General features: G+C 70.2%; 17 protein-coding genes. 2 read left to right on the top strand and 15 right to left on the bottom strand.

Going from position 1 to position 17197, the window contains the following annotated elements; all coding sequences use genetic code 11:
* Positions 1-18: 18 nt before the first annotated feature.
* The 6 genes from WKC72_RS24005 to rpe form a co-directional block, all read right to left on the bottom strand.
* Positions 19-471, bottom strand: a complete 453-nt coding sequence (locus WKC72_RS24005; protein WP_112300758.1) for a PH domain-containing protein — start codon at positions 469-471, stop codon at positions 19-21.
* Between the two features lie 13 nt (positions 472-484).
* Positions 485-976: a 6,7-dimethyl-8-ribityllumazine synthase gene (ribH, locus tag WKC72_RS24010; RefSeq protein WP_005241766.1), complete on the bottom strand. Its 492-nt coding sequence runs from the start codon at positions 974-976 to the stop codon at positions 485-487.
* Entirely contained in the window at positions 973-2226 is a 1254-nt protein-coding gene (locus WKC72_RS24015; RefSeq protein WP_009480441.1) for a bifunctional 3,4-dihydroxy-2-butanone-4-phosphate synthase/GTP cyclohydrolase II, read from the bottom strand. The genes ribH and WKC72_RS24015 overlap by 4 nt, the downstream gene beginning before the upstream one ends.
* Positions 2227-2306: 80 nt before the next feature.
* Complete coding sequence (locus WKC72_RS24020) at positions 2307-2915, bottom strand: riboflavin synthase (protein ID WP_005241761.1); 609 nt, start codon at positions 2913-2915, stop codon at positions 2307-2309.
* A gap of 11 nt (positions 2916-2926) precedes the next feature.
* Entirely contained in the window at positions 2927-3979 is a 1053-nt protein-coding gene (gene ribD, locus WKC72_RS24025; protein WP_037237826.1) for a bifunctional diaminohydroxyphosphoribosylaminopyrimidine deaminase/5-amino-6-(5-phosphoribosylamino)uracil reductase RibD, read from the bottom strand.
* Positions 3980-4008: 29 nt separating this feature from the next.
* Positions 4009-4692: a ribulose-phosphate 3-epimerase gene (gene rpe, locus WKC72_RS24030; protein ID WP_037237828.1), complete on the bottom strand. Its 684-nt coding sequence runs from the start codon at positions 4690-4692 to the stop codon at positions 4009-4011.
* 58 nt (positions 4693-4750) lie between these two features.
* On the opposite strand from rpe, the gene WKC72_RS24035 reads away from it, so the two are divergent.
* On the top strand, positions 4751-5089 hold the full coding sequence (locus WKC72_RS24035) for an MmcQ/YjbR family DNA-binding protein (protein WP_037237830.1): 339 nt from the start codon (positions 4751-4753) through the stop codon (positions 5087-5089).
* 61 nt (positions 5090-5150) lie between these two features.
* On the opposite strand, the gene WKC72_RS24040 is transcribed toward WKC72_RS24035, so the two are convergent.
* From WKC72_RS24040 to fmt, 3 genes are all read right to left on the bottom strand, one after another.
* Positions 5151-6008 (bottom strand): mycofactocin-coupled SDR family oxidoreductase, encoded by an 858-nt coding sequence (locus WKC72_RS24040; RefSeq protein WP_128638658.1) that lies wholly within the window; start codon positions 6006-6008, stop codon positions 5151-5153.
* A 129-nt stretch (positions 6009-6137) separates the two neighbouring features.
* Positions 6138-7565 carry an RsmB/NOP family class I SAM-dependent RNA methyltransferase gene (locus WKC72_RS24045; protein ID WP_112300757.1) on the bottom strand — a complete coding sequence of 476 codons (1428 nt, stop codon included), beginning with the start codon at positions 7563-7565 and terminating at the stop codon, positions 6138-6140.
* A complete protein-coding gene (fmt, locus tag WKC72_RS24050; RefSeq protein ID WP_037237849.1) occupies positions 7562-8485 on the bottom strand; it encodes a methionyl-tRNA formyltransferase in 924 nt (307 codons plus the stop codon). Before fmt ends, WKC72_RS24045 begins: the two co-directional genes overlap by 4 nt.
* A gap of 249 nt (positions 8486-8734) precedes the next feature.
* Between fmt and WKC72_RS24055 the strand changes: the two genes are divergently transcribed.
* Entirely contained in the window at positions 8735-8941 is a 207-nt protein-coding gene (locus WKC72_RS24055; RefSeq protein ID WP_037237836.1) for a hypothetical protein, read from the top strand.
* A 60-nt stretch (positions 8942-9001) separates the two neighbouring features.
* Here the strand turns inward: WKC72_RS24055 and WKC72_RS24060 are convergent, their stop codons facing one another.
* The 6 genes from WKC72_RS24060 to coaBC form a co-directional block, all read right to left on the bottom strand.
* Positions 9002-9979, bottom strand: a complete 978-nt coding sequence (locus WKC72_RS24060) for an esterase/lipase family protein (protein ID WP_370179682.1) — start codon at positions 9977-9979, stop codon at positions 9002-9004.
* Positions 9980-10077: 98 nt separating this feature from the next.
* Positions 10078-10734: a PadR family transcriptional regulator gene (locus tag WKC72_RS24065; RefSeq protein WP_112302427.1), complete on the bottom strand. Its 657-nt coding sequence runs from the start codon at positions 10732-10734 to the stop codon at positions 10078-10080.
* Between the two features lie 139 nt (positions 10735-10873).
* Positions 10874-12301, bottom strand: coding sequence for a rifampin monooxygenase (gene rox / locus WKC72_RS24070; protein WP_370179684.1), 1428 nt, complete (start codon positions 12299-12301; stop codon positions 10874-10876).
* A 170-nt stretch (positions 12302-12471) separates the two neighbouring features.
* A complete protein-coding gene (locus WKC72_RS24075) occupies positions 12472-14490 on the bottom strand; it encodes a primosomal protein N' (protein ID WP_370179686.1) in 2019 nt (672 codons plus the stop codon).
* Positions 14491-14536: 46 nt separating this feature from the next.
* Positions 14537-15751, bottom strand: a complete 1215-nt coding sequence (gene metK, locus WKC72_RS24080; RefSeq protein ID WP_005241739.1) for a methionine adenosyltransferase — start codon at positions 15749-15751, stop codon at positions 14537-14539.
* 132 nt (positions 15752-15883) lie between these two features.
* A complete protein-coding gene (coaBC, locus tag WKC72_RS24085) occupies positions 15884-17188 on the bottom strand; it encodes a bifunctional phosphopantothenoylcysteine decarboxylase/phosphopantothenate--cysteine ligase CoaBC (protein ID WP_037237530.1) in 1305 nt (434 codons plus the stop codon).
* Positions 17189-17197: the final 9 nt, after the last annotated feature.

A 17197-nucleotide genomic window follows, 5' to 3' on the forward strand; every position in this document is an offset into this window, starting at 1 on the left:
CGGAGGGCCGACCCCGGGTTAGGACGGTGCGTACTCCGACGCGAGCGCGCGGAAGCGGTCGACGGCGTCCACGGCGTATTCGCGATCGTTCGACTGGATGGCCATCACGGCCAGGTATTCGTCGTCGGGTAGCTCGATCCGGGCCCACGCCGCGCCGTCGGGGAAGGACAACCCCTCGTACAGGTCCCACTCGACGATGCGCTCCCCGAGGACGTTGCGCACGGCGATGCCGCGGGGCCCGACCCGCACCCTGGGCCGGGTCAGCAGCAGGACGGCTGCCGCGAGGAGGCAGCCGATGCCCGCGAATGCCAGCTGGTCGGCGAGGCGGAAGTACACACCCGTCGAATCACCGCGCAGCAGGATTGCGAACGTCACATGCACGACGACGAGTAAGGTCGCCACACCGATCGCGTATCGCCGCGACTTGCGTGGCGTCGCGACGAGTGTCCACTCGGATTGCGGAGTGGTCATGACTGGAGCCGGATCATACGAAGGACTCCTCGGCGCGGCGCAGTCGTGCCAGCGTGACAGCGGTGTCGAGCGCGGCCGCGCACGCCTGACCGCCCTTGTCCTCGACGGAGCCGGGCAGGCCACTGCGGTCGACGGCCTGCTGCTCGGTGTCCGTGGTGAGCACACCGTTTCCGACCGGGGTGCTCTCGTCCAGCGAGACCCGGGTCAGACCGGCCGTCACCGCGTCGCAGACATATTCGAAGTGCGGGGTCCCGCCGCGGATCACGACACCGAGCGCGACGACGGCGTCGTGCGTGCGGGCCAGGGCCTGCGCCACCACCGGAAGCTCGATGGCACCGGCGACCCGGACCAGCGTGACGTTCTTCACGTTCGCCTCGGCCGCCACCCGCTGCGCGCCGGCGATCAGCGCCTCGGAGATCTCGGCGTGCCAGCTGCCGGCGACGATGGCGAGCCGGAGGTCGCCCGCCTCGCCGAGTTGCAGCTCCGGCAGTCCCTCACCACTCACAGCATTTCTCCCGCTTCGAAGTCGTCGAGCCCGATCAGGTCGTGGCCCATGCGGTCACGCTTCGTGCGCAGGTACGTCAGGTTCTCGGCGTTCGCCCGCAGCGGCATCGACACCCGCTCGGTGATCTGCAGTCCGTACCCGTCGAGACCGACCCGCTTGGCCGGGTTGTTGGTGAGCAGGCGCATCGAGGAGATGCCCAGATCCACCAGGATCTGCGCGCCGATGCCGTAGTCGCGGGCGTCGGCGGGCAGGCCGAGCTCGAGGTTGGCGTCGACGGTGTCCGAACCCGCGTCCTGCAGCTGGTAGGCCTGCAGTTTGTGCATGAGGCCGATGCCCCGGCCCTCGTGTCCGCGCATGTAGAGGACCACACCGCGGCCCTCCTGCGCGACCATGTCCAGGGCGGCGTCGAGCTGGGGCCCGCAGTCGCAGCGCAACGAACCGAACACGTCGCCGGTGAGGCATTCGGAGTGCACGCGCACGAGCACGTCACTGCCGTCGCCGTCGGGGCCGGGCAGGTCGCCGCGGACCAGGGCCACGTGCTCGACGTCGTCGTAGATGCTCCGGTAGCCGACGGCCGTGAACTCGCCGTGCCGGGTGGGGATGCGCGCGGACGCGACCCGCTCCACGTGCTTCTCGTGCTTGCGGCGCCACGCGATGAGGTCGGCGATGGAGATCAGGGCAAGGTTGTGGTCGTCGGCGAAGACCCGCAGCTCGTCGGTCTGGGCCATGTGGCCCTCGTCCTTCTGGCTGACGATCTCGCAGATCACACCCGCCGGCCGCAGGTCCGCCATCCGGGCGAGGTCGACGGCGGCCTCGGTGTGGCCGGGACGGCGCAGCACGCCGCCCTCCTTGGCGCGCAGCGGCACGACGTGGCCGGGCCGGGTGAAGTCCTGGGCGCCGCTGGACGGGTCGGCCAGCAACCGCATGGTGGCGGCGCGGTCGGACGCGGAGATGCCGGTGCCGATGCCCTCGCGGGCGTCGACGGTCACGGTGTACGCGGTGCCGTGCTTGTCCTGGTTGGTGGCGTACATCGGAGGCAGGCCGAGGCGGTCGCAGTCGGCGCCGTCGAGCGGCACACAGAGATAGCCGGACGTGTATCGAACCATGAAGGCAACCAACTCGGGGGTGGCTTTCTCCGCGGCGAAGATGAGGTCTCCCTCGTTCTCGCGGTCTTCGTCGTCGACGACGACGACTGCCTTGCCTGCGGCGATGTCCGCAACGGCGCGCTCGATACTGTCGAACCTGGTCACGTGCTCGGTCTCCAAAGTCTTGACTTAGGCATCTTCGAATACAACGGATGCATCCGTGGGATGCTCCTCAACAGTACGACTCAGCGGCCGGCCGCTTGCAGCCGCTCCACATACTTCGCAATCACGTCGACCTCGAGGTTGACGGGCGTCCCGACGGACGCCGCCCCGAGCGTGGTCAATTGCAGCGTGGTCGGGATGAGTGAAATCTCGAAGTATTCCTCGCCACGTTCACCACCGAGGGCCGAGACCGTCAGCGACACACCGTCGACGGTGATCGAGCCCTTCTCCACGACGTACCGGGAGATCGCGTCGGGCAGCGCGATGCGCACGACCTCCCAGTTCTCGGACGGGCTGCGGCTGATGATGTGCCCGGTGCCGTCCACGTGACCCTGGACGAGGTGGCCGCCGAGGCGGCTGTTCAGGGCGGCGGCCCGCTCGAGGTTGACGCGGCTGCCCACGTCGATCTTCTGCAGGCTCGACCGGTTCAGCGTCTCCTGCATGACATCAGCCGTGAAGGAACCGTCGGCCAACACCTCCACGACGGTCAGGCACACCCCGTTCACCGCGATCGAATCCCCGTGCGACGCGTCGGAAGTCACGACCGGACCACGGACGGTGAACCGTGCGGCGTCGGCCAGTTCCTCCTTGGCGACGACCTCACCCAACTCTTCGACGATCCCGGTGAACACTGTGGCTTCTCCTACGTTCGGTGACTGTCAGGGTTGTCGGACACTGCTGGAACCAAACTCAACAACAAATCGGGGCCGATTGTTTCGACCGACTCGTGACGGAACCGCAGCGCACCGCCGATCGTGTGCACACCCGCCTCCGTGACCGCGGACGTGCCGGCGCCGAGGACCAGCGGGGCGAGGTACGCCTGGATGCGGTCGACCCGGCCCGCGGCGAGGAACGCGCCCGCCAGCCGCGGCCCGCCCTCGAGCAGCACATCGGTGTACTCGGCGAGAGCGGCGAGGACCTCGTCCACGTCGCGTGTGCGCAACAGCAGGGTGGGCGCGGAGTCGTCGAGGACCCGGGCGTCCGCCGGGATGTCGCCGAGTCCGACGACGACGCGCACCGGCTGGTGCGCCGCGAGCGATCCGTCGGGCATCCGGGCGGTCAGCCGCGGGTCGTCGGCGAGCACCGTCCCGGTGCCGACCACGATCGCGTCGAGTTTCGCCCGGTCGGCGTGGACGCGTTCCCGGGCCTCGGGACCGGTGATCCACTGGCTGGTGCCGTCGGCGGCGGCGCTGCGCCCGTCCAGGGTGGCCGCGTACTTCCAGGTCACGTGCGGCCGTCCGGTGCGCTGCCGGTGCAGCCAGGCCCGGAGCGGCCCGCGTTCGACGTCCTGGGCCCGCAGCCCGGACGTCACCTCGACACCGGCCGAGACGAGGGTTTCCGCGCCGCCGGCGGCCTCGGGGTTCGGATCGCCCACCGCATAGTGCACCGCGACCACGCCGGCATCGAGGAGCGCCTGCGAACACGGCCCGGTCCGCCCGTGGTGGTTGCACGGTTCCAGCGTGACGACGGCGGTGCCGCCGCGGGCGGCGTCCCCCGCCTCCCTCAGTGCGACGACCTCCGCGTGCGGACCGCCGGGAGGCTGCGTCATCCCGACACCGGCGATGCGCCCGGCGGAATCGAGGACCACCGCGCCGACCGCCGGATTGGGGCTGGTGAACCCGCGCGCCGACTCCGCGGCGCCGATGGCGATCTGCATCGCGGCGTCGAGGTCCGCAGCCGAATTCTCGTGCCGCACGTGGGAGTTCACGATGTGCCGGAGCGCCGTTACCGCGACAGGCTCAGGTGCGGCGACGCCGTGGCGGCGCTGGCGCGCAGGGCGCGCACGGCCTCCGCGGGATCGCTCGTGCCGTAGACGGCGGACCCGGCGACGAAGCAGTCGACGCCCGCCTCGGCGGCGGCCTCGACGGTGTCGGCGTTGATGCCGCCGTCGATCTCCACGACCAGCCGCAGCTCACCGGAGTCGACGAGACGGCGGACGGCCTTCGCCTTCGACAGCACCTCCGGGATGAACGACTGACCACCGAAGCCGGGCTCGACGCTCATGACGAGAAGGGTGTCGAAGTCCTTCAGGATCTCGAGGTACGGCTCGATCGGCGTGCCGGGCTTGACGCTGAGGCCGGCCTTGGCCCCGGCGGCGCGGATGTCGCGGGCCACGGATCGGGGGTCGTCGGTCGCCTCCGCGTGGAACGTGACGTTGTGCGCGCCCGCCTCCGCGTAGGGCGGCGCCCAGCGACCGGGGTCGTCGATCATGAGATGGCAGTCGAGCGGGATGTCCGTCGCCGCGAGCAGGCTCTGCACAACAGGAAGGCCGAGCGTCAGGTTCGGCACGAAATGAGCGTCCATCACGTCGACATGCAGCCAGTCGGCACCGGCGACCGCGGCCGCCTCCTCGGCGAGACGCGCGAAATCGGCAGACAGAATGGACGGTGCGATCATCGGGGTTGCCACGCGCCGCAGTTTAGTCGTACGCGTGCCGGGGCCGGATCCCGCGGTCCATACTGGGCTCATGCCGACCTGGACGGACGTCGTGGCGATCGGTGCGTCCCTGCCCCAGGTGCAGGAGAGCACCTCGTATCGCACTCCGGCGCTGAAGGTGGCGGGCAAGCTGCTCGCCCGGTTACGGGCCGAGTCGGACGGGGGCCTGGTGGTGATGTGCGACCTCGACGAGAAGGCGGCCCTGCTGGCCCAGGGCGCGCCGTTCTACACCACTCCGCACTACGACGGTCACGGTTCGATCCTCGTCGACCTCGAGAACGTCGACGTCACGCAGCTGACCGAGTTGCTGCAGGACGCCTGGCGGATCAAGGCACCGGCGAAGCTGCGCAAGCAGTTCGATCAGATTTGACGAGAAAGGCGAGGGCCCGGGCGGCGCCCGCACACCGGCCCGGACCCTCATCGGATCGGCGTCAGACGCCGAGCTTGAGGCCCGCCCCCGCATCGACCCGGAGTTGCTGACCGGTGACGAACCGGGACTCGTCGGACGACAGGAACACCACCGCGTGCGAGATGTCCTCGGGCTCGACCCACGGGGTGGGCATCGCCTGCATGAACGGGAACGTGACTTTCGCGTCCTCGGCGGTCGGGTTCTCCAGGTCGGGGCGGAACGTGCGGAACATCGGCGGGCTCTGCAGCATGTCCGTGTTGCAGTTCGTGGGGTGGATCGCGTTGACGCGGATGGACTTCGGGCCCAGGGTGAGCGCGAGCGAGTTGGTGTACGTCCACAGCATCTTCTTGGCGAGACCGTAGCCGTCGCCGCCCGGCCCCTGCAGGGCCTGCTGACCGTTCAGGCCCGTCTGCGGGACCAGCCCGGCCACCGATCCCGTCGCGATGATCGACGCACCGGCGTCCAGGTGCGGAAGGGCCGAGTGGATGGTGTTGATCACTCCGACGAAGTCGACGTCGAACGCATCGACGAATCCCTCGACGGGCACGTCGTTCCCGAGAGGCGCGATCCCGGCATTGGCGACCACGACGTCCAGCCGGCCCAGCGTCGCGACCGCGGCGTCGAGTTCGCGCTGCAGGGCCGCGCGGTCGCGCACGTCCACCTTGGCGGTGACGACCCGGCGCCCCGCCTTCTCGACGAGCCGTCCCGTCTCCGCGAGATCGGCCTCGGTCGCCAGCGAGTATTCGTTGGATGCGATGTCCTCGCAGAGGTCGAAGGCGATGATGTCGGCGCCCTCGTCGGCGAGATGCACTGCATGACTACGACCCTGCCCCCGCGCCGCTCCGGTGATCAGAACGACCTTCCCCGCTACCCGATTCATCTGAAGTCCTCCACTCGCTTCGTGACGTACGTCTCTGTCGCGAGAAGAATTAGAACACGTTTCATACAAAAGTGAAACAGGTTCTACCGAGAGTCGGGCAGATGTCCAGGTAGCGGGGAGGCGACCGTCCTACGGCTTGCGCAACGCGGCCATGAACATCGCGTCGGTACCGTGCCGATGCGGCCAGAGCTGGACGCTCGGACCGTCTCCCAGACCAGGCACACCGGGAACGAGCTCACGCGTGTCGAGCGCCGTGAGCCCGTAGCGGCGCACCGCATCCGCGACCACGGCCACCGTCTCGGACAGATGCGGCGAACACGTCGCGTAGAGGATCACACCACCCGGACGGACCAGCTCGACGGCCGACGCGAGGAGTTCGCGCTGCAGTTTCGCGAGACCCGCCACATCCGACGGCTGGCGGCGCCACCGCGCTTCCGGACGTCGGCGCAGCGCACCCAATCCCGTACACGGCGCGTCGACCAGGATGCGGTCGTACCCGCCGTCCAGCCCGGGATCGCGCCCGTCGGCGACGTGCACGTCCACGGGAAGTTCCTTGGTCGTCTTGCGGATCAGATCCGCGCGATGCTCCACCGGCTCCACGGCGTCGAGGCGTCCGCCCTCGATTCCGGCGAGGGCGCCCAGCAGGGCAGCCTTGCCACCCGGGCCGGCGCAGAGGTCGAGCCAGCGGCCGGTGTCCGGCCCGTCCAGCGGTGCCAGGGAGAGCGCCCGGGCGACGAGCTGACTGCCCTCGTCCTGCACTCCGGCGAGCCCCTCGCGGACGGCGTCGAGCAGCCCGGGATCACCGCCGTCGAGATAGACCGCGTACGGCGAGTACCGCCCCACCTCACCGCCGGTGGCGAGCGCGAGTTCCTCCGACGAGATCTCCCCCGGCCGGGCGACGAGGTGCACCACGGGCCGGGCGTCGTCGGCGATGAGGACGTCCTCGAGCTCCCCGGCGTCGGCACCGAGCGCGTCGGCGAACACCTGGGCGATCCAGGTGGGATGCGCGTGCTCGAACGCCAGCCGCCCCACCGGATCGGCGGGAGCCAGGCGCTCCACCCATTCCGCCTCGGACCGTTCCGACACCCGGCGCAGCACGGCGTTGACGAAGCCCGCCTTTCCCGGACCGGCCTCCGCGCGCACGAGATCGACCGAGGTGGCGACGGCCGCGTGCGGCGCGACGCGGGTGCGCAGCAGCTGGTAGGCGCCCAGCTGGAGGACGTCGAGCAGCGGTCCGTCGATCTCGGCGATCGGCCTGCCCGCGCAGTCGGCGATCACGGCGTCGAGGAGCCCCCGGGCGCGGGCGGCTCCGTAGGCCAGTTCCGTCGCGAGGGCCGCGTCGCGTCCGTCCAGGCGCCGCTCACGCAGCAGTCCGGGCAGCACCAGATTGGCGTAGGCATCGCGTTCCCGGACGGCGCGCAGCACGTCCCGCGCGGCGAGCCGCGGCTGGTCGAGACCGGACTGCGACGCGTCGGGCCGGCGGGCCTGACGGGGACGGTTGTTGCGGGCCCCCGAGCCGGACTGGCCGCGACGTGCGGGCCTTCTGGATTCGCTCACTGTGCCCGTACCTCCGCGTCGAGTCGTGCGCCTCGCGCCCAGTCCAGGGCGGCCATCTGTTTCTTGCCCTGCGGCTGGATGCGGTCGAGCCGCACCGCCACCGTGGACGTGCCGATCAGGAATCCGGCTTTGGTCACGGAGATCTCCCCCGGCTCCAGTCGCTCCTCCGTCGGAGTGACCGGGCCGACCTTGACGCGCAGATCACCGATCGTGGTCCAGGCGCCGGGCGCGGGGGTCACCGACCGGACGTGCCGGTCCACCACGGCAGCTGTTCTGTCCCAACGGATCCGGGCCGCCTCGACGGTCACCTTGGGGGCGTGGGACACCCCCTCGGCCGACTGCGGGACCGCGGTGATCGCGCCGTCCTCGATCCCGTCGAGAACCGACTCCAGGAGGACCGCGCCACTGTCGGCCAGGCGTCCGAGGAGATCCCCGGCGGTATCGGTGTCGCGGATCCTCTCGGTGACCACCCCGTAGACCGGCCCGGTGTCCATCCCCGCCTCGAGCCGGAACGCGCTCGCACCGGTCATGTCGTCGCCCGCGCCGATCGCGGCCTGCACGGGGGCGGCCCCGCGCCACGCCGGCAACAGGGAGAAGTGCAGGTTCACCCAGCCGTGGGCCGGGATGTCGAGGACCTTCTGCGGCAGCAGGGCCCCGTAGGCGACGACCGGCGCGCACTCGGGGGCGAGGTCGGCGAGACGCGCCAGGAATTCCGGTTCCGAGGGCCGCTCGGGAGTCAGCACCTCGATGCCGTGGGAATCGGCGAGTGCACCGATCGGCGAGCGGACGACCTTGCGTCCGCGGCCGGCGACCGCGTCCGGGCGGGTGATCACCGCCACGACGTCGTGGCGCGGCGAACGGATCAGGCGTTCGAGTGAGGGAACGGCGGGCTCGGGGGTTCCGGCGAAGACTATGCGCACGTCGGCGACCCACACGACGGACGGTGGACCGCTGCGCGGGCCGAAACGATACTCACGAAGAAAGCTCCCCTTTGATCGACGATGTGCCGACCAGTCTAGGGAGTCGAACCCGGGCCATAACACTCGGCGAACAGTCGGCGAATCGATTCCGCAGAACCGCACACAGCAACGGCGGACGGGTATTGACTGTTCTGAGGCCGGCGCGAACGGTCGGGCCGGTGTCCCGTTTTCGAACCTCTGGAGGTCACGATGGCAGGAATTGAGAGCAAGTTCGACAAGGCATATGAGACGAAGCCCGTCGAGGAACTGGCCAGTGCCCCCGTCGCCGCCCTGCAGGGCGTGAGCGATTCCGACGCCGAACACCTCGCGGCCGCGTTCAACATCAAAACCGTCAAGGACCTCGGCACCAACAAGTACTTCCTGTGGGCGCAGGCCGTCGCGAGACTGGCGGAGTAGCACACACACGCAGAAGCGGGGAGCCGTGCGGGTGCACGGCTCCCCGCTTCATGTGCCGGGCTACCGGTTGCTGTCCAGGATCACCTGGGGAATGCCGGCGCCGACCGGGACGAACTCGCACCGAGCCAGCGGTGTCGCGTCGGGGTCGAGCGCCGCTCGGACGAGGTCGAGCGCGAACGAATCGTAGGGCGCCTGGAAATGTCCGGTGCCGTCCTGGGGGCATCGATCCTGGATCAGGATGTTGACCGCCCCGGCGCCGTGGAGCGCCATGTTCGTGTACGGCTGGATCATCTCGTCGTACCGAGACCCGATCGTCGTGTACGAGACGCCGGGCACGGTGTCACCGCCCGCGTTGAGGGAGTTCATGAACGGCGAGCCCTGCATCTGCTGACTGACGGCCACCGACGTCACCGTGCGGGCGAAGTCCGGTCCGCCGGGGAGCGCCTGCACGATCGGAACGAGGCCGTACATCACTCCCCCGTAGCTGGGCGATGCCAGTCCGACCCAGTGGTCGACGAACGGGGCGCCGCCGAGCTTGTTGACGTAGTACCGCGTGACGTTCGCACCCTGCGAGTATCCGACGGCGTCGACCTTGTCGGCGCCGGTCGCGGCGCGGACCCGGTCGACGAACCGGCCGAACTCCTCCGCGCTCGCGACGATGTCCTCGGTGCCGTACGAATCGGCACCCGGCGCTCCGCCGTAGTTGAGCGCGAACACGCAGTAACCGTCTGCGGCGAGAATCGGCGACAGGGCGGCCCAGTCCGCGTAGGCGCTGGCGTCGGTGCCGTGCGCGAGCACCACCGGCTCGGGGTGATCCGGGGAGGGTGTGCAGGAGAAGTCGTTCGATCCCGCGGGTGCGCTGCCCGGGTGCTCGTGCGCGTACGCGGCGGCGGAACTACGGCCGCTCTGGGGAAGCCCGGCGGTGGCGGGGACGACGGGCTGGGGCGGTGAGGCGTCGTCCGCTTGGGCGGTGGACACTGCGCCGGACATCAGCAGGACGACACCCGCGACGACCGCACCGGCACCCCGAAACCTCATGATCTCTCCCGACTTCGCCGCGGCATATCTGTGAACCTTCCCAGAATGTGCACGCGCTGTCGCGTCGAGACGGCGGGCCCGCGGTGAGCGGTGACGCCCTACGAGTCGGTCTCATCCTTGCCGGTTTCGTTCCGATCGTCCTCCGCGAGAAGGCGATACATCGCGCGGCGCGCCTCGGTGAGAATCTCGCCGGCACGCCGGACCTGTTCGTCGTCACCGACCGCGGCGACCTGCCCGGCGGCACCCATCAGCAGCCCGATCAGACCCCGCAGGTCCTCGGCGGGACGGCCGACGCTCTCTCGCACGTCGTCCCACGGGGTGCCGAGTTCGGTCTTGTTCGCTTCGACGAAGGCCTTGCCCTCGTCCGTCAGGCGCGCGGTCTTGCGGCCCGCCACCTTCTCGATGAGCACCAGACCCTCGTCCTCGAGCTGTGACAGCGCGGGGTAGATCGAACCGGGACTGGGCTTCCACACCCCGTCGCTGCGTTCGACGATCTGCTGAATCAACTCGTAGCCGTGCATCGGCTCCTCGGTGAGCAGCAGCAGGATCGCGGAGCGGACATCGCCGCGCCGTCCCCTACCACCCCGTCCGCGTCCGCGACCGAAGTGCATTCCCGGGCCGAAGCCGGGATCACCCTCGGGGCCGAAGCGTCCTCGCCGGTGCCCGTGACGGTGGGGCCCCTCGGGCCGTCCCGTCCGTTCGCGTGTGAATCGGTCCCGTCGGGGACCCCTGTGTTCGAAATGGAAGTCTTCCATCATCAGCCTCCTTCTGTATCGCTGATGCATCAACGATATATCGTCAATGGGTGGTCGGCAAGACCCTTATCTGTGACGGTGGTCAAATCGGCCCCCGGACCCGAGGCGCTGAACGACCCGAGCCCGGAGGCGCTCGCGCTCAGCCGGTGGGGGCGCCGAACCACTCGGGCAGGTGGCCGACCAGATCCTGCTGGTCGTCACCGACCCACGCCACGTGGCCATCCGGCCGCAGCAGCGCCGCCGGCACGTCCAGTTCCTCGCTGACGTCGACGACGTGGTCGACCCGGTCCGCCCAGCCCGCCACCGACAGCCGGCCGGTCTGATCGAGCAGCAGCCCGCGGCCGCCGTGCATCAACTCGTAGAGGCGGCCCCGCTTCAGCCCGATGTCCCGCAACCGCCGGCCGAGCAGTTCATGCCCCTCGCCGAGGTCGTAGCGGACCCCGATCGCGGTGACCTTCTCGGTCAGATACCGGTTCACCTCCTCGAAGTCCATCAGTTCCGACAGCAGCCTGCGCACGGACCGGGGACCCGGCTCGGTGGACATCAGCTCGGACTGCACGCGGGTGTTGTTCAGCACGTCGGCGGCTACCGGGTGGCGTTCGGTGTGGTAGCTGTCCAGCAGCCCCTCCGGTGCCCAGCCGTTGACCTCGGCGGCCAGTTTCCAGCCCAGGTTGAACGCGTCCTGGACACCGAGGTTGAGGCCCTGCCCGCCCAGTGGGGGGTGGACGTGCGCCGCGTCGCCGGCCAGCAGCACCCGGCCGACCCGGTAGCGCTCAGCCTGCCGGGTGGCGTCACCGAAGCGGGACAGCCACCGCGGTGAGTGCACGCCGAAGTCGGTGCCGGCGAACACCCGCAGCTGTTGCTTGAACTCCTCGAGGGTCGGCGGGACCGACCGGTCCTCGGCCACCCCCTCGGCGGGCACGACGACGCGGTACACCCCGTCACCGGAGGGCCCGGCGCCGAACCCCTTGTGGGTCTTGCGGACCTCCGCCACCACGGCGTTCAGCGTCTCCGGCGGCGCGTCCACCTCCATCTCGCCCAGCAGCGACTCGACCCGGGTGGGCTCGCCGGGGAAGCCGACGCCGAGCAGCTTGCGCACCGTGCTGCGGCCGCCGTCGCAGCCGACGAGGTAGCGCGAGCGCAGCTGGGTGCCGTCGGCCAGCACGGCGGTCACCCCGTGGTCGTCCTGACTCAGCCCGACCAGCTCGCGGCCGCGGCGGATCTCGACGCCGAGCTCGAGGGCATGCTCGGTCAGCAGTCGCTCCGTGACGGGCTGCGGGATGCCGAGGACGTACGGGTGCGCGGTGTCCAACCGCTCGGGCTGCGGCTTGGTGATCCCGGCGAAGAAGCCGCCGAGCGGGTACTGCGTGCCGAGGGCGAGGAACCGATCCAGCAGACCACGCTGGTCCATCACCTCGACGCTGCGCGCGTGCAGGCCGAGCGACCGGACATGCCTGGTCGGCTCGGCCTCCTTCTCCAGCACGAGCGCGTGCACGCCGTGCAGCCGCAACTCGCCGGCCAGCATCAGGCCGGTCGGTCCGCCGCCGGCAACGATCACGTCAATCATGAAAACCCCCACACGTACTTCGCGAATCCTGATTACCGCAGGTCCTGGCATCGGTGGGAGATTCTGCGGCACACCCCGGGTCTTGCCGCAAGGCCCCCGGTGCACGATATGGTGAAAGTGGCAGGGAATGGATAACCTCCCTGCCACTGTTGTGTCATCCCCCGCCCGAACTACCCGATGCGGATCGGGTCGATCTGGACACGGGCGGGCTGCGAGTCCTTGCGTGCGCTGCGCACCGACTGCGCCTCTCCCAGCGCTTTGGCCAGCGGCTTCCCCTCGCCACGGGGCACCCGGATCAGCATCCGCTCCACGTCCGCCGGCTCCGGCGCGTCGCCGGAGAACGGCAACCGCTCCCCCGCAGGCAACTCGACCGGGCCCAGTAATTCCGCATGCGCGGGCAGATCGGCGAGGTCGAGGAGGTCGGCGATCGCCTTCGAGCTGCCGTCGATGGCCGCGAGGTGGATGGCGGGCGGAAATCCGACCTCCGCCCGCTCCTCGTACTGCGCACGGGCGTGACCGACCGGGTCCCAGCGAACCAGCGCCTGCACGGTCGGAATCCCCGAATCCGCGACCACGACCACCTGGCCGCCCTCGGCGAACGGCCGCACGAGCGACGACGCCGTCATCCACCGCCGCAGCGTCTCCTCGGCCGCGCGCAGATCGGGACGGCCCAGCAGCGCCCAGCCGTCCAGCAGCAACGCCGCGCCGTAGCCGCCCGGCATCACCGGTTCGGCCCCGACCGTCGACACCACGAGGGTGGGTCCCTGCTTCACCTCGTCGACGACGTCCGTGCCGCCCGACATCCGGATTGCGACCCCGGGAAACGCGCGACCCAGTTCCTCTGCGGTACGTCCGGCACCGACCACGACGGCCCGCAGTGCCTTCGCTCCGCACGCGTGGCAGCGGTGCGCGGCGTCGGCGACGCCGCACCACCGGCACGCCGGGGTTCCCGCCCCGTCCGGGCCTGCCGCGGACGGCAGCGCGAGAGGTCCGTTGCATCGTCGGCATCGCGCGGGCGCCCGGCACTTGCCGCACGCGAGGCTGGGCACGTAGCCGCGCCGGGGCACCTGGACCAGCACTCCCCGGCCGGCGGCGAGCGCCTCCCGGGCAGCCGCGAACGCGATCGCGGGCAGCCGGGCGACGCGCGCGCCGGGGTCGCGGGCCAGGGCGTGGTCACTGTCCGCGAGTGCGGTGATCTTCGGGGCGGCCGCACGCACCGAGTCCCGGGAGGCCACGAGGTCGTGCGCCCACCCCGAGTCGACCAGGGCCTGGGCCTCCGCGGTGCGGGCGTGTCCGGCCAGCACCACCGCGCACCCGCCGGCGTACGCGCGGAGCAGCGCCACCTCGCGGGCGTGCGGATACGGTGCACGCGGCTCGGAATGGTTGTCGTCCCCGTCGTCCCAGACCACGATCAGCCCGGTGCGCGGCGTCGGCGCGAACACCGAACTCCGGGTCCCGACGACGACCTGTGCCGTCCCGCGCAGCGCGGCCAGCCAACGCCGGTAGCGCAGGGCCGGACCGAGACCGGCGGCGAGTCCGACGACCGCGTCCTTGCCCAGTAGCTTCTCCACCGCCGCGACCACGCGGTCGAGATCACGCTGATCGGGAACGACGACGACGGTGCTCGCGCCGGTGGCGGCGACGAGCCCCGACAGTTCCGCGAGACGCGCCGGCCAGTCCTCGCCGGGGAGCGCCTGCCAGACCGCGCGCGGGGCACGCTCCCCCGACAATGCGGTCAGGAATGCCCCGCCGTGGACGTACCGGTCCCACGCCTCGGTCTCGATCGCGATGTCCGGCATCGCGGGGGGCTCGGACGCAGCCTCGGACTCCGCCCGTGCGTGTCTCGGCGGGATCGCGAGCCGCAGGACGTCCGCGCGGGTCCCGGCGTACCGGCCGGCGACGAGGTCGACCACCCGGGTGATCTCCTCGGTCAGGACCCGCTCGGGCGAGATCACCCGTTCGAGCCAGCCGAAACGGCCCTGATGGTCGCTCGTCGCGTTCCGGGAGACGACGAACCCGTCGACGAGACGTCCGGCGAACCGGATGCGCACCCGGACACCGGGCCGCGCCTGCTCGTCGAGGTCCTTCGGAACGAGATAGTCGAATTCGCGGTCGAGGTGGGCAAGCGGAAGCAGCGGCAGCACCCGGGCAACCGGATCTACTTCTGCCGCAACCTTCTCCGCGCTCACGCGGCGGCTCCTACCGCAGCGGCGCCCGCCGCGCCGTGACTACCGATCAGAGGCCTGCGGCTGCCCGCAGCTTCTCCGCCCGGTCGATGCTCTCCCACGGGAGGTCGATGTCGGTGCGACCGAAGTGTCCGTAGGCCGCGGTCTGCGCGTAGATCGGACGCAGCAGGTCGAGGTCGCGGATGATGGCGCCGGGCCGCAGGTCGAACGTTTCGGTGATGGCCTGCTGGATCCGCGCCGGATCCGTCTTCTCGGTACCGAACGTCTCGACGAACAGACCCACCGGCGCCGCCTTGCCGATCGCGTACGCCACCTGGACCTCTATCCGGTCCGCGAGGCCCGCCGCGACCGCGTTCTTGGCCACCCAGCGCATGGCGTAGGCCGCCGACCGGTCGACCTTCGAGGGGTCCTTGCCGGAGAACGCGCCGCCGCCGTGGCGGGCCATGCCGCCGTAGGTGTCGACGATGATCTTGCGACCCGTCAGGCCTGCGTCCCCCATCGGACCGCCGAGCACGAACTTGCCGGTCGGGTTGACGAGCAGGCGGATGTCCGAGACGTCGAGTTCGGGCATGTCGATCTCGGCGAGCACCGATCCGAGAACCTTCTCCCGCAGATCCGGGGTGAGCAGGTTGTCGAGGTCGATATCGGCGGCGTGCTGCGTCGAGATGACCACGGTGTCGAGGCGAACCGCCTTGTCGCCGTCGTATTCGATGGTGACCTGGGTCTTGCCGTCCGGGCGCAGGTACGGCAGGACACCGGACTTACGGACCTCGGTGAGACGACGCGACAGGCGGTGCGCCAACGCGATCGGCAGGGGCATCAGTTCCGGGGTGTCGGTGGTGGCGAACCCGAACATCAGACCCTGGTCGCCTGCGCCCTGACGGTCGATCTCGTCGTCGCTCAGTTCGCCGGTGCGGACCTCGTGCGAGTGGTCGACGCCCTGCGCGATCTCCGGGGACTGTGCACCGATCGCGACGTTGACGCCGCAGGAGTTGCCGTCGAAGCCCTTGGCCGAGGAGTCGTACCCGATCTCGAGCACGGTGTCGCGCACGATCTTGGGGATGTCGGCGTAGGCGGTGGTCGTGACCTCACCGGCGACGTGAACCTGTCCGGTGGTCACCAGTGTCTCGACGGCGACGCGGGCGCGTGGGTCGTCGGTCAGGAGCGCGTCGAGGATGGAGTCGCTGATCGCATCACAAATCTTGTCCGGGTGCCCCTCGGTCACAGACTCACTGGTGAATAGCCGACTACCGGACTGGCTCACAGAATTCCCTCTCGACAGTTGTCCTGAACAGCACTTGAAAACAGCTTAGCTGCGTAATACCGCGAACGACCCTAGCGCCACCCCGGCGGGAGTGACACCCTTCGAATCACCGAAACTCTGCCGGATAGTCCGTCAGAGTGTCCGGAACAGCTGGTCGACGGCGTCGAGTACCCGGCTCGCCATCAACGCCTTCGATCCGTGCTCGAGCGCGGACTCGGAACCGTCGGCTCCGAGCAGCCATCCGTCGTTGTGGTCGACCTCGAACGCCTTGCCCTCGCCGACCGCGTTGACGACGAGCAGGTCGCAGCCTTTCCGCGCGAGCTTGGCCCGCGCGTACGTGAGGACGTCGCCGTCGGCGTCGCCCGTCTCGGCCGCGAATCCGACGATCACGGTCTTCGACGGGATCTCGCCGTCTCTCCGGGACTGCACCAGGCCGGCGAGGATGTCCTCGTTCTTGGTGAGCGCGATGGAGTCGGGCTCACCCGCACCCTTCTTGATCTTGCTCGCCACCGTCGTCGACGGCCGGAAGTCGGCCACCGCCGCGGCCATGATCACCGCGTCGAATCCGGGTGCGTGCTTGGCGACCGCGACCCGCATGTCTTCCGCCGTGCGGACGTGCACCATGTCGACGGCGGCCGGGTCGGCGAGTCCGGCGGTGTAGCCGGAGACGAGGGTGACCTCGGCCCCGCGCTGCACAGCGAGCCGGGCGATGGCATAGCCCTGCTTGCCCGAACTGCGGTTACCGAGAAACCGCACCGGGTCGAGCGGTTCACGGGTGCCGCCCGCGGACACGAGGACCCGCCGACCCTCGAGATCGCGGGGCAGCGCGTCGGGACGCTCGACCAGCAACGACGCCAATCCGACGATCTCGTCGGGTTCGGGCAGCCGGCCGGCACCGGTGTCCTTGCCGGTGAGGCGGCCGGAAGCGGGTTCGATGACGGTCACGCCGCGTGCGCGCAGCGTGGCGACGTTGGCGACGGTGGCCGGGTGCTCCCACATCTCCGTGTGCATCGCCGGAGCGAACACCACGGGACATCGCGCGGTGAGCAGCGTCGCGGTGAGGAGGTCGTCCGCGCGTCCCGCCACGGCCCGCGCCATGAGGTCGGCGGTGGCGGGCGCGATGACGACGAGATCCGCCTCCTGTCCGAGACGAACATGCGGAACCTGCGGAACGTCGGTGAACACACCCGTGTGCACGGGGTTGCCCGACAGCGCCTCGAACGTCGCCTTGCCGACGAACTCGAGCGCGGACTCCGTCGGGATGACCCGCACATGGTGCCCGGCCTCCGTGAAGGCCCGAATGACGGCACAGCTCTTGTACGCGGCGATGCCGCCGCCGACACCGACGACGATCCGCTTGCGGGCTGCCCCCGAGGGAACCGGTTCCGGTGAATCCGTCACGTGCCCGGAGCCCGGGCCCGCTGCCTGTTCAGGCACGGCAGATCC

It is taken from the genome of Rhodococcus wratislaviensis (assembly GCF_041228765.1).
GTDB lineage: Bacteria > Actinomycetota > Actinomycetes > Mycobacteriales > Mycobacteriaceae > Rhodococcus_F > Rhodococcus_F wratislaviensis.

Excerpts from the sequence above, each read along its gene's own strand:
- WKC72_RS24005 (WP_112300758.1), bottom strand. The coding sequence starts at position 471 with ATGACCACTCCGCAATCCGAGTGGACACTCGTCGCGACGCCACGCAAG.
- WKC72_RS24035 (WP_037237830.1), top strand. The coding sequence starts at position 4,751 with ATGCCGACCTGGACGGACGTCGTGGCGATCGGTGCGTCCCTGCCCCAG.
- WKC72_RS24040 (WP_128638658.1), bottom strand. The coding sequence starts at position 6,008 with ATGAATCGGGTAGCGGGGAAGGTCGTTCTGATCACCGGAGCGGCGCGG.
- WKC72_RS24055 (WP_037237836.1), top strand. The coding sequence starts at position 8,735 with ATGGCAGGAATTGAGAGCAAGTTCGACAAGGCATATGAGACGAAGCCC.
- WKC72_RS24060 (WP_370179682.1), bottom strand. The coding sequence starts at position 9,979 with ATGAGGTTTCGGGGTGCCGGTGCGGTCGTCGCGGGTGTCGTCCTGCTG.
- WKC72_RS24065 (WP_112302427.1), bottom strand. The coding sequence starts at position 10,734 with ATGGAAGACTTCCATTTCGAACACAGGGGTCCCCGACGGGACCGATTC.
- rox (WP_370179684.1), bottom strand. The coding sequence starts at position 12,301 with ATGATTGACGTGATCGTTGCCGGCGGCGGACCGACCGGCCTGATGCTG.